9 protein-coding genes are annotated in these 12,732 nt (G+C 72.2%); 8 read left to right on the forward strand and 1 reads right to left on the reverse strand.

The window, feature by feature from the left end; genetic code table 11:
• Positions 1 to 11: 11 nt before the first annotated feature.
• Entirely contained in the window at positions 12 to 1,238 is a 1,227-nt protein-coding gene (locus tag ACGFQC_RS00155) for an MFS transporter (RefSeq protein ID WP_363088567.1), read from the reverse strand.
• A gap of 83 nt (positions 1,239 to 1,321) precedes the next feature.
• Between ACGFQC_RS00155 and ACGFQC_RS00160 the strand changes: the two genes are divergently transcribed.
• The 8 genes from ACGFQC_RS00160 (at position 1,322) to ACGFQC_RS00195 (ending at position 12,480) form a co-directional block, all read left to right on the forward strand.
• Positions 1,322 to 2,335 (forward strand): LysR family transcriptional regulator, encoded by a 1,014-nt coding sequence (locus ACGFQC_RS00160; RefSeq protein WP_363088566.1) that lies wholly within the window; start codon positions 1,322 to 1,324, stop codon positions 2,333 to 2,335.
• 561 nt (positions 2,336 to 2,896) lie between these two features.
• A complete protein-coding gene (locus ACGFQC_RS00165; protein WP_363088565.1) occupies positions 2,897 to 4,312 on the forward strand; it encodes a nitrate/nitrite transporter in 1,416 nt (471 codons plus the stop codon).
• A 100-nt stretch (positions 4,313 to 4,412) separates the two neighbouring features.
• On the forward strand, positions 4,413 to 5,597 hold the full coding sequence (locus ACGFQC_RS00170) for a uroporphyrinogen-III synthase (RefSeq protein WP_363088564.1): 1,185 nt from the start codon (positions 4,413 to 4,415) through the stop codon (positions 5,595 to 5,597).
• A gap of 414 nt (positions 5,598 to 6,011) precedes the next feature.
• Positions 6,012 to 6,608, forward strand: coding sequence for a CGNR zinc finger domain-containing protein (locus ACGFQC_RS00175; RefSeq protein WP_363088563.1), 597 nt, complete (start codon positions 6,012 to 6,014; stop codon positions 6,606 to 6,608).
• A gap of 353 nt (positions 6,609 to 6,961) precedes the next feature.
• Complete coding sequence (locus ACGFQC_RS00180; protein ID WP_010039908.1) at positions 6,962 to 7,483, forward strand: sigma-70 family RNA polymerase sigma factor; 522 nt, start codon at positions 6,962 to 6,964, stop codon at positions 7,481 to 7,483.
• A gap of 50 nt (positions 7,484 to 7,533) precedes the next feature.
• Positions 7,534 to 8,313: a zf-HC2 domain-containing protein gene (locus ACGFQC_RS00185; protein WP_363088562.1), complete on the forward strand. Its 780-nt coding sequence runs from the start codon at positions 7,534 to 7,536 to the stop codon at positions 8,311 to 8,313.
• A 60-nt stretch (positions 8,314 to 8,373) separates the two neighbouring features.
• Positions 8,374 to 10,764, forward strand: a complete 2,391-nt coding sequence (locus tag ACGFQC_RS00190; protein ID WP_363088561.1) for a UvrD-helicase domain-containing protein — start codon at positions 8,374 to 8,376, stop codon at positions 10,762 to 10,764.
• Positions 10,765 to 11,064: 300 nt separating this feature from the next.
• The gene (locus ACGFQC_RS00195) at positions 11,065 to 12,480 is read left to right on the forward strand and encodes an NAD-dependent malic enzyme (protein WP_363088560.1); all 1,416 of its coding nucleotides are present in this window, start codon (positions 11,065 to 11,067) and stop codon (positions 12,478 to 12,480) included.
• Positions 12,481 to 12,732: the final 252 nt, after the last annotated feature.

Raw genomic sequence — 12,732 nt, forward strand, 5'->3', positions numbered from 1 at the left:
CCACCGGAGCGTCAATGGGTGCGGTCGGAGTTGGTGCAAGCGTTTCGACGACGCGAGCGGACACCCTGGGTCAGGGTGTGGATCAGCAGCGCGGTGCCGGCCGCCGCGACCGGCACCGCGAAGGCGGCCGCGGCCGAGCCGTTCTCCACCGCCCAGCCGCCGGACACCGAGCCGCAGGCCAGGCCGGCGAGCAGGGCGGTGACGACCAGGCTCATGCCCTCGTTGAGGCGGTCCCCCGGGGTACGGTCCTGGACCAGGGCCATCGCGGTCACCATCGTCGGCGCGGTCGCCATGCCCGCCACCAGCAGGGCCGCCGCCAGCACGGGAAGCGTTCCGGCGGCACGGGCGGCGAGCAGCGGCAGGGACATCAGCGCCGCCATCGCCAGCAGGCACCACGCCAGCCGGCGGTCCGCCGGGCCGTTCGGCCTGCGCGCCCCGTACACCAGGCCCGCCGCGCACGACCCCGCCGCCTGGAGCGCCAGCACCACCCCGGCCGCCGAGCGGTGGCCCGCCGCGTCCGCGTAGGCGATCGTGACGACCTCCATCGAGCCGAACACCGCACCGGTGGCGACGAAGCACGCGAGCAGCGGCGGTATCCCGGGGGTGCGCAGCGGTGACGCGGAGGCCGTGCGTGCCACGGGTGGCGGCTCGGTCGCCCGCTGGGAGGTGAACAGCAGCACCCCGGTCACCAGCAGCGCCACGCCGGCCAGCGTGCCCGCCTCCGGGAAGAACGTGCCGCACAGGAAGGCCGCGAGCACCGGGCCCAGCATGAAGCACAGTTCGTCGGCGGCCTGTTCGAAGGAGTTCGCCGTGTGCAGGCCTGCCGGGTCGTCCCGGAGCAGATGGCTCCAGCGGGCGCGGGACATGCCGCCGGTGTTGGGCGTGGTCGCGGTGGCGGCGTACGCGGCGAACAGCGTCCAGTCGGGGGCGCCCCCGCGCACGCACAGCACCAGCGCGAGACTGCCGAGCGCCGCGAACAGCGTGGCCGGTACGGCGATCCGGGCCTGCCCGTGCCGGTCGACGAGCCGCGCCGTCCAGGGCGCGACCAGCGCGGTCGCGGCCAGTCCGGTCGCGGTGACGGCCCCGGCGAGGGCGTACGAGCCACGGGTGCCGGCGATCATCACGACCGCGCTCACACTGAACATGCCCATGGGCAGGCGGGCCATGAGGTTCCCGGCGGTGAAGGCGCGGGCGCCGGGAACGGCGAAGAGACGGCGGTAGGGATTGGGCTGCGGCATGCGCCCACCGTCACCCGCGGCCGGCCACGGGGTCCAACACCTGTTCGGAGCGGATTCACGCACCTCCGTTGTAAATTCGCCGGATGCCCGCTCATGTCGACCCCCGCCTGCTGCGCGCCTTCCTGGCCGTCGCCGAGGAACTCCACTTCACGCGCGCCGCGGCCCGCCTCCACGTCGCCCAGCAGGCCCTCAGCCGGGACGTGCGGCGGCTGGAGCGCGAGCTGGGCGCCGAACTCCTCCTGCGGACCACCCGGCAGGTGACGCTCACCGCCGAGGGCGAGCGGCTGGTGCCCCACGCGCGCGCGGTCCTGCGCGCGCTGGAGGACCTGCGAGCCGCGTTCGGCCCGGCCCGGCCGCTGCTGGTCGACCTGAACTCCCCGGGGCTGGCCACCGGCCGCCGGGTGCTGCACCGGGCCCGTGAACTGGCCCCCGAGCACGAGCTGATGGCCCGCTTCGAGAGCGGCCTGACCGGTGCGGCCGTGGAGATCGCCGCGGGCCGGCTGGACGCGTCGTTCGGCCGGTACGCGGGCCTGAGCCCGGTGCTGCGCGCCCAGTTGGACCACCAGCTCGTGCGCTACGAGCCGATGGCGGTCCTGCTGCCCGAGGGGCACCCGTTGGCGTCGGCGGCCCGGGTGCCGCTGTCCGCGCTGGCGGGGGAGCGGGTGTACGCGGGCGCGGGGAACCCGCGGACCCCGGAGTGGACCGACCTCGCCCGACTCCTGTTCGAGGGGCGCGGCATCGAGATCGCGCCGCCCCTCCCGCTCGCCGTGGGGGAGGAGGAGTTCCGCCGGATCATGGCCAAGGAGCCGTCGCCGATCCTCGTGGTAGTGGGTTTTCCGGCCATGCCCGGAGCGGTGCTGCGGCCCCTCGTCGACCCGGTCCCGCTGTCCCCCGTGTCGCTGGTGTGGCGAAAGGGGCTGGTCCATCCGGCGCTCGAGGCACTGCGCCGGGCGGCGGTCGAACTCGGGTTCGCGCAGGGGTGGTTGGAGCGTCCCGCCGGTGGATGGATTCCAGCCATGGACATGAACATGGCGTGTGCCCATAAAAGAGACATCGCACACATCGACCCCGCGCCCGCGCTGGATTCGTCGCCCTGAGCACGCTGGGGTCACAGGGGTGCGCCGACCGGGTGGGGGCCCGGTTTCATCGGCATGTGCTCGCCGTCTCAGGCGCATCCAGGAACTGGCCCGTGGTGTCCCGTGGGGGGAGACGCACACGTGAAGAATTGGCGGGAAGACGCCCGACCGGAGTGGCCGGGAGCGGCGTCGCCGACCGGAGAAGTACCGGCCGCGAAGGGAGACGCCCAGGAGTTCCCGGGCGGTGTCTGTAAGCACTTCTTTGGGCTCCACCGCACGGAACTGAAGTGGTCCCAGCTGCCGGCCGTCTGGCTGCCCACCGTGAGCTGCGTCGTCTGTTTCGGCTGGATGGAGGACCTGGCGGCAGGGAGGCGCCCGAGGACCTGGCCGGACGGACGCCCGGGGGCCCACCGGGCCTGACCCGTCGTGCCGCACCTCTCATGACGCCTTCGCGCAAGGTGAGAGCAACGTTCCCTTCCGGTCACCCACAGCCACAGACCGGAAACGCGCCCTCCCTACCTTCGGGACTCATCACCGCTCATCCCCGCGAACCACCCGAGCCCCGGAGCACGTGGAGGCGTCATGACAGCCCCTGGTACAGCCCCCGCACCCCCGACCGACCCGAGCGCCGCCTCGGCCTCCGCCAAGAAGGGGAGCCGCTGGATCGAGGAGTGGGACCCGGAGAACGAGGCCTTCTGGAACGCCAAGGGCGAGAGGATCGCCCGGCGCAACCTCGTCTTCTCCGTCCTCTCCGAGCACATCGGGTTCTCGATCTGGACCCTGTGGTCGGTGCTGGTGCTCTTCATGGGCCCGGAGTACGGCCTCACCCCCGCCGACAAGTTCCTGCTCACCTCGATGGTGACCCTCGTCGGCGCCGTCGTCCGCGTGCCGTACACCTTCGCCGTCGCGGTGTTCGGCGGGCGGAACTGGACGATCATCTCCGCCGCCATGCTGCTCGTCCCCGCCACCGCGGCGTTCGCGGTGATGGAGCCGGGCACCTCGTTCAACACCTTCCTCCTCGTGGGCCTGCTGGCCGGCGTCGGCGGCGGCAACTTCGCCTCCTCGATGACCAACATCAACGCCTTCTTCCCGCTCCGCAAGAAGGGCTGGGCGCTCGGCCTCAACGCGGGCGGCGGCAACATCGGCGTGCCGGTGATCCAGCTGGTCGCCCTCGCCGTCATCGGCGCGAGCGGCGGACCCCGCGTGCTGCTCGGGATCTACATCCCGCTGATCCTCGTCGCCGCGACCCTCGCCGCCCTGTACATGGACAACCTGGCGTCCGTGAAGAACGACACCGGCGCCGCGATCGACGCCGCGAAGGACCGCCACACCTGGATCATGTCCTTCCTCTACATCGGGACGTTCGGGTCGTTCATCGGGTACTCCTTCGCCTTCGGGCAGGTGCTCACCAACCAGTTCGGCCGCACGCCCCTCCAGGCCGCCTACCTCACCTTCATCGGCCCGCTCCTCGGCTCACTGATCCGACCCGTCGGCGGCTGGCTCGCCGACCGCTACGGCGGGGCCCGCATCACCCTCTACAACTACGTCGGCATGGCCGCCGCCACCGCCGTCCTGGTCTTCGCCAGCATGCAGAAGTCGCTGCCGCTGTTCGTCTGCGTCTTCGTCGTCCTGTTCGTCCTCACCGGCCTCGGCAACGGGTCGACGTACAAGATGATCCCCGGCATCTTCCAGGCGAAGGCCGTCGCGAAGGGGCTCGTGGGCGAGGAGGCGGCCGCCCACGGACGCCGGCTCTCCGGCGCCTCCATGGGGCTCATCGGAGCCGTCGGCGCGCTGGGCGGCGTCGCCATCAACCTCGCCTTCCGGCAGTCCTTCCTCTCCTACGGCACCGGAACCGGCGCCTTCGTCGCCTTCCTCGCCTTCTACGGCGTGTGCTTCGTGGTCACCTGGGCCGTATACCTTCGCCGTCCGGCAGGCCGGATCACCGCCACCGGGACCGCATCTGAGGCGAAGCCGCAGCTCAGCTACGCCGAGGTGTGACGTAACACCGGCGACACGAAGCCGAACCGAGCCTGTCACGCACCATTGGCAGGCTCGCTCGGCATGTAGGTCCATACGACTCCACCGCGGGACGAGAGTGATGTACGAGCACCAACAGCAGCGACCGGACCACGACCCGGGCGGCCAGGACGCCGAGCAGCACGGGCCCCTCGCCGGCTTCACGGTGGGGGTGACCGCCGCGCGCCGCGCCGACGAGCTCGGGGCGCTGCTCCGGCGGCGCGGGGCGGCGGTGCTGCACGCGCCCGCCCTGCGGATCGTGCCGCTCTCCGACGACGGCGAACTCCTCGCCGCCACCAAGGACCTCCTCGACCAGGCACCCGACGTCGTGGTCGCCACCACCGCCATCGGCTTCCGGGGCTGGGTGGAGGCCGCCGACGGCTGGGGACTCGGCGAACAGCTGGTCGCCCGCCTCGGCGGCGTCGAACTCCTCGCCCGCGGACCCAAGGTCAAGGGCGCGATCCGCGCCGCCGGGCTCACCGAGGAGTGGTCGCCGTCCAGCGAGTCGATGGCCGAGGTCCTCGACCGGCTGCTGGAGGAGGGCGTCGAAGGCCGCCGCGTCGCCGTCCAGCTGCACGGCGAACCGCTGCCCGGCTTCGTGGAGGCGCTGCGGGCCGGGGGAGCGGAGGTCGTGGGCGTGCCCGTGTACCGGTGGATGCCGCCGGAGGACATCTCGCCCCTCGACCGGTTGCTGGACGCCACCGTCTCGCGCGGCCTGGACGCGGTGACCTTCACCAGCGCGCCCGCCGCCGCCTCCCTGCTGTCCCGCGCCGAGGAACGCGGGCTGCTCCCCGAACTGCTGGCCGCCCTGCACCACGACGTCCTGCCGGCCTGCGTCGGCCCGGTCACCGCGCTGCCCCTGCAGGCGCACGGGGTGGACACCGTCTCACCCGAGCGGTTCCGGCTCGGCCCCCTCGTGCAGCTGCTGTGCACCGAACTGCCGGGCCGGGCCCGCACGCTGCCCGTCGCCGGCCACCGGATGGAGATCCGGGGGCACGCCGTGCTGGTCGACGGCCGCCTGCGGCCCGTACCGCCCGCCGGGATGTCCCTGCTGCGGGCACTGGCCCGGCGTCCGGGCTGGGTCGTCCCGCGCGCCGACCTGCTGCGGGCGCTGCCCGGGACGGGGAAGGACGAGCACGCCGTGGAGACGGCGATGGCCCGGCTCCGGACCGCCCTCGGGACGCCGAAGCTGATCCAGACGGTGGTCAAGCGGGGGTACCGGCTGGCGCTGGACCCCGCTGCCGATGCGAAGTATGCGGACGGGTGAGAAGCATGCGGACGGGTGAGAGGTGAACCGGGGTTCGGGTGGCCCTCGCGGGGGCTGCGCCCCCGGGCCCCCGTCGCGGGGGCTGCCGCCCCCGGGCCCCCGCTTCGGCCTGAACGGCCTCGTCCTCAATCGCCGGACGGGCTGACAGACCTGAGCGGTGTCGGCAGGGGGCCGTCGGACGGGCTGACAGGTCTGAGCGGTGTCGGCAGGGGGCCGTCGGACGGGCTGACAGGTCTGAGCGGTGTCGGCAGGGGGCCGTCGGGCGAGCTGAGGTGTCCGGGTCGGTATCGGCAAGGAGCCGTCGGGCCGAAAGACGTCCCTGTCCGGTCCGGGGTCTTCCGGGGACCCGTTCCCACCCCGCACTGTGAAAGGTGACGCTTCCTCCGGCAGCCTCTCCTCGGTGGTGACAGGCACATGGCACTGGGTACGGGCACGTCCCCCTACGACCTCCGCTTCGACGCCGGGCGGATCTGCCTGGACCTGCTCGCCACCACCCATCCCCTCGAACGGCTCGACTCCCTGCCGCCGTTGTGCGCCTGGATCGGCGCGTCCGGTCTCGTGCCGCCCGGCACGCCGCTGACCCACGCCGGTCCCTCCTGGCCGCCCGCCTTCCGGGAACTGCGCTCAGGCGTCGGCCACTTGGTGTCCGGGTGGCTCACCGGCGAGACGCGGTCGGCGTACGGCGCCGCCCTCGCGCACGTCAACGCCGTCGCCCGCGCCGCGCCCCCGGTCCCCCGTGCCGTACGCGCGCAGGACGGTGGGCTGGTGCGGGAGTTGGAGGGGGAGCCGGAGTGCGCGGCGCTGCTCGCGGTGGTCGCCCGCGACGCGGTGTCGCTGCTGACCGATCCCGCCGCGCGGGCGGCCCTGCGGCAGTGCGCGGGGGACAACTGCCCGATCGTGTACGTCGACACGTCCCGCGGGCGGCGCAGGCGCTGGTGTTCCAGTGAGGTCTGCGGGAACCGCGAGCGGGTCGCCCGGCACCGCCGGCGCGCGGCGCTCGCGCGCGCCTGACCGTCGTCGAGCGGCAAGTGAGCCGTCCGGTATGGGGTGTTCGTGACCTTACCGGCGAAGTGTCGTCGAAGTGATTTCGATTACACGCCGTTTACCTTCACGCGTCGCCGGGCAGTCCGCCGCCGCGTCGTTCGTGTGGGGGAAATGTAAAGAAAGAGGGGCGGGAATGTGCCTCCATGTTCCTCTTGTCATGTCACCTCGTAGAAATCTGTCACTCCGGTTTGAACACCCGCCGGACCGCGTCCGTACCGGTGGGGGAGCGACCGACTCGGGGGAACCCCCGGACACCGGAGGTGGGCGTGCGCAAGGATGCGGCCGTGGCCAATGAACGTGGATCGAGGGCCCGACATCGCATGTCCCAGCCCTCGGAACCTGATGAGGAGCTGATGCGTGCTCTGTATCGGGAGCATGCCGGACCCCTTCTCGCGTACGTCCTGCGACTGGTTGCCGGTGACCGGCAGCGCGCCGAGGACGTCGTGCAGGAGACACTCATCCGTGCCTGGAAGAACGCCGGTCAGCTCAACCGGGCGACCGGATCGGTACGCCCCTGGCTGGTGACGGTCGCACGTCGCATCGTCATCGACGGCCACCGCAGCCGGCAGGCCCGGCCGCAGGAGGTCGACCCGTCGCCGCTGGAGGTCATCCCCGCGGAGGACGAGATCGACAAGGCGCTGTGGCTGATGACGCTGTCGGACGCTCTCGACGACCTGACCCCGGCCCACCGGGAGGTGCTCGTCGAGACGTATTTCAAGGGGCGTACCGTCAATGAGGCGGCCGAGACGCTGGGCATACCCAGCGGCACCGTGCGCTCACGGGTCTTCTACGCCCTGCGGTCGATGAAGCTGGCTCTCGAGGAGCGGGGGGTGACGGCGTGATGAGTGTTTACGGGGGATTCGGAGCGGGTGGTTCGGGTATGTCTGGCCCCATGCAGGGATCTATGCAGGGATCTCCGAGCCCGAGCGAACACGAGACCGTGGGCGCCTACGCCCTCGGGATTCTCGACGACGCCGAGGCAACCGCTTTCGAGGCGCATCTCGCCGGGTGCGAGTGGTGCGGTCAGCAGCTCGACGAACTCGCCGGGATGGAACCGATGCTGGCCGCGCTCGCGGACCTGCCGGGCGCCGGGACCCCCGCGATCGGCGAGTCCCTGTCCGCGAAGCCGGACCCGCGACTGGCCGAGAAGCTCGTCGTCGAGGTCTCCGACCGTCGCGCCCGGAAGCGTCGGCGCAGCATGTACATGATCGCGGCCGGCGTCGCGCTGATCATCGGCGGCCCGCTCGTGGCGGTGGCGGCCGGCGGCGGCGACGACAGCGGCGGCACCGGCATCGAGGCGGGCGCGAGCCCCGCGAAGTCGGTCTTCGGGACGCTCTCCGACAAGGTCACGGGCACCGACCCGGGCACCAAGGTCACCGCGACCGTCGCCATGGGCGAGAAGGCGTGGGGCACCGAGGCCGTCGTCGAACTGAAGAACGTGGCGGGACCCGACAAGTGCTCGCTCATCGCCGTCGGCAAGAACGGCGAACGGGAGACCGTCGCGTCCTGGTCCGTCCCGGAATGGGGCTACGGCCTGCCCGACGCCAAGACCGAGCAGGCCAAGAACCCGCTCTACGTCCAGGGCGGTGCCGCGCTCACCCCGAACGAGATCGACCACTTCGAGGTCATGACCTTCGACGGGAAGAAGCTCGTCGAGGTCGACGCGCCGTAGCCCGCAGTGGCCCCCTTCGCGTACGGTTGACGGCTGCCCAGCACGTCAGAAGGGGGCCCGGTGGCCGTTCAGGCTCAGCAGGAAACCGCGGTCGACTCGGTTCAGGACTCAGTTCGTGACCGTGAGATCAGCGTCGAACAGGAACACCTGGACCGGGTGTACCGGCGCCTCGAGGAGAAGATCCACGAGGCCGAGTTCCTGATGCACGACGCGGCCCGCCGCGGCCAGGTCGGCACGCCCGGCGCCCTGGCCGAGCGGGACGCCCAGGTGTTCCGGGCGGGGGTCCACCTCAACCGCCTCAACAACGAGTTCGAGGACTTCCTCTTCGGCCGGATCGACCTGCTCCCCGGCAAGGACGGGAAGAAGGGCCCCGACGGCGCCTACACCGCCCTCGAACCCGCCGACGGCGCGATCCGCGACGACAACACCGCCGACATCGCCGAGACCCTGCACATCGGGCGCATCGGGGTCCTCGACGAGGACTACGCCCCGCTGGTCATCGACTGGCGAGCCCCGGCCGCCGCCCCGTTCTACCGGTCCACGCCGGTCGACCCCGGCCGGGTCGTACGCCGCCGGGTCATCCGGTCCAAGGGCCGCCGCGTCCTCGGCGTCGAGGACGACCTGATGCGCCCGCAGCTCACGGCCCGCCTCGACGGCCGGGAACTGCCCGTCATCGGCGACGGCGCCCTCATGGCCGCCCTCGGCCAGGCCCGCAGCCACACCATGCGCGACATCGTCGCCTCCATCCAGGCCGAGCAGGACATGGTCATCCGTGCCCCCGCCGCCTCCGTCACCTACGTCGAGGGCGGCCCCGGCACCGGGAAGACGGCCGTCGCCCTGCACCGGGCCGCCTACCTCCTCTACCAGGACCGGCGCCGCTACGCGGGCGGCATCCTGATCGTCTCCCCGACCCCGCTGCTCGTCGCGTACACCGAGGGCGTCCTGCCCTCCCTCGGCGAGGAGGGCCAGGTCGCGATCCGCGCCATCGGCTCCCTCGTCGACGGCCTGGAGGCCACCCTGTACGACTCCCCGGCGGTGGCCCGCGCCAAGGGGTCGTACCGAATGCTCAAGGTGCTGCGCAAGGCCGCGCGCGGGGCGCTCGAAGGGGGGCGCCCGGCCTGCGGACCGCCGGCCGGGCAGCTCGCGTTCGGGGAGTCCACCGGCGACACCGACACCGACGGTGCCCGTCCGCAGGGCCCCGCCGGCACGCCCGACCGGCTGCGCGTGGTCGCCTTCGGGCGGCGTCTGGAGCTGGAGGCCGGCGACCTCGACCGGATCCGGCAGAGCGCCCTCGGCGGCACCGCGCCGGTCAACCTGCTGCGCCCGCGCGCCCGCAAGCTCCTGCTGGACGCCCTGTGGGAGCGCTCCGGCGCGTCCGGCCGGCACAGCGATCCCGAACTGGCCGCCGAGCTGCGCTCCTCCTTCGACGAGGACGTCACCGGCGAGGACTCCTTCATCGCGTTCCTCGACGCCTGGTGGCCCGAGCTGACCCCGAAGTCCGTCCTCGCCGCCATGGCCGACGAACGCCGCCTCGGCCGTTGGGCCCGCCGCATCCTCAACCCCGGAGAGGTCCGCAAGGTCGCCCGCTCGCTGAAGCGCGAGGGCCACTCGGTGCACGACATCGCAATGCTCGACGAGCTCCAGGCGATCCTCGGCGCCCCGGCCCGCCCCCGCAGGAGACGCGAACTCGACCCGCTGGACCAGCTCACCGGCCTGGAGGAGCTGATGCCGGTGCGCGAGGAGTCGCAGCGCGAGCGGGCCGAGCGCCTCGCCCAGGAGCGCACCGAGTACGCGCACGTCATCGTCGACGAGGCCCAGGACCTCACGCCGATGCAGTGGCGCATGGTCGGCCGCCGTGGCCGGCACGCCACCTGGACGGTCGTCGGCGACCCGGCCCAGTCCTCCTGGTCCGACCCCGACGAGGCCGCCCAGGCCCGCGACGAGGCCCTCGGCAGCCGCCCGCGCCGCCGCTTCCGGCTCACCGTGAACTACCGCAACCCGGCGGAGATCGCCGAACTGGCCGCGAAGGTGCTGGCCCTGGCGATGCCCGGCGCCGAGTCCCCGGCGGCGGTGCGCTCGACCGGAGTGGTCCCGCGCTTCAGCGCGGTGACGGACACCCTGGGCACGACCGTCCGCGCCGAGGCCGAACGCCTCCTGGAACGGGTCGACGGCACCGTCGGCGTCGTCGTGGCGATGAACCGTCGCGAGGAGGCCCGCCGCTGGCTCGCCGGACTCGGCGACCGCGTGGTGGCCCTCGGCAGCCTGGAGGCCAAGGGCCTGGAGTACGACGCGACGGTGGTCGTCTCCCCGGCCGAGATCGCCGACGAGTCCCCGGCCGGCCTGCGGGTGCTGTACGTGGCGCTGACCAGGGCGACCCAGCAGCTGACGGTCGTCTCCGCCGACCGCGACGAACCCGACGGGGACGGGGTGCCCGATCTGCTGAGGGACTGATTCCTGTGAAGTCCCCGCACGGGAATGGCGTTCCGGGATCCGTTTGTTAGCCTGGACGTGACACCGGCCCGATCCAAGCCCCCGGGCCCAACCTTCGTCGCCACGAGCGACCACTTGCCGCGAGGCGAGCATGGCGGGCCGGTGTCACAGACAGACGAAAGAGGCCCACGTCCATGTGACGTGGGCCTCTTTCGCTGTGAACTCAACGTTCGCAACCCGGGGCGGCTAACGCCTACCCGACAGTAGGTGCGACGATCGAACGGCATCCAGCGTCACAGGTGAAAGCAGAGGAAGTCGGCCATGGCAACGGCGCCCAGCGTCTCCTACTCGATGACGGTCCGGCTGGAGGTGCCCGCGAGCGGAACCGCGGTCTCCCAGCTCACCGGGGCCGTCGAGTCCCACGGAGGCTCGGTGACCGGCCTCGACGTCACGGCTTCCGGCCATGAGAAGCTCCGCATCGACGTGACGATCGCGGCCACGTCCACGGCGCACGCCGACGAGATCGTCGAACAGCTCCGCGGCATCGAGGGCGTCACCCTGGGCAAGGTCTCGGACCGTACCTTCCTGATGCACCTCGGCGGCAAGATCGAGATGGCGTCGAAGCACCCGATCCGCAACCGCGACGACCTCTCCATGATCTACACGCCGGGCGTGGCCCGCGTCTGCATGGCGATCGCCGAGAATCCCGAGGACGCCCGCCGCCTGACCATCAAGCGCAACTCCGTTGCGGTCGTGACGGACGGCTCGGCCGTGCTGGGCCTGGGCAACATCGGCCCCATGGCCGCGCTGCCGGTGATGGAGGGCAAGGCGGCCCTGTTCAAGCGGTTCGCCGGCATCGACGCCTGGCCGATCTGCCTGGACACCCAGGACACCGACGCGATCGTCGAGATCGTCAAGGCCATCGCGCCGGGCTTCGCGGGCATCAACCTCGAGGACATCTCCGCCCCCCGCTGCTTCGAGATCGAGGCCCGGCTGCGCGAGGCCCTCGACATCCCCGTCTTCCACGACGACCAGCACGGCACCGCGATCGTGGTCCTGGCCGCCCTGACGAACGCCCTGCGTGTCGCGGGGAAGGCCGTCGAGAACATCCGCGTCGTCATGTCCGGCGCGGGCGCGGCCGGCACGGCCATCCTCAAGCTGCTGCTCGCGGCCGGCGTGAAGAACGCCGTCGTCGCCGACATCCACGGCGTGGTGCACGCCGGCCGCGCCGACCTCGTCGACGCGGCCCCCGGCTCGGCGCTGCGCTGGATCGCCGACAACACCAACCCCGAGGGCCTCACCGGCACGCTGAAGGAGGCCGTGCACGGCGCGGACGTCTTCATCGGCGTCTCGGCCCCCAACGTCATCGACGGCGACGACGTGGCCGCCATGGCCGACGACGCGATCGTGTTCGCGCTCGCGAATCCGGACCCCGAGGTCGACCCGGCGGTCGCCCGCCGCACGGCCGCCGTGGTGGCCACCGGCCGCTCCGACTTCCCGAACCAGATCAACAACGTGCTGGTCTTCCCGGGTGTGTTCCGCGGCCTGCTGGACGCCCAGTCCCGCACCGTCAACACCGAGATGATGCTCGCCGCCGCGAAGGCCCTCGCCGACGTCGTCACCGAGGACGAGCTGAACGCCAACTACATCATCCCGTCCGTCTTCAACGACAAGGTCGCCGGCGCGGTGGCCGGGGCCGTGCGGGAGGCCGCGAAGGCCGCCGGGGCCACCGCCTGAGACCCCGTGGCGTGCGGGGGCTGTGAGGATCGCCACGACGTGTCATGAAACCGGCGCGTCGTGGAACCCGGTCCACTTGACCGCCATCTAGGGTGGGCGGCCAGTCAGCGGGCCTTTCCGTGTGACTCCCAAGGGTGTTCTCACGACTCCTACGGGTGCCGGATTGGCTTTCCCGCCGCAGGTGGGGGCAGGATGCGTCTCTGGGCGCGAGGGTCCCACAGGGGACCCGGGTCCGGGGACTGTCCGAAGACC

Origin of the sequence: Streptomyces sp. NPDC048734 (genome assembly GCF_043198675.1) — a bacterium.
Lineage (GTDB): Bacteria > Actinomycetota > Actinomycetes > Streptomycetales > Streptomycetaceae > Streptomyces.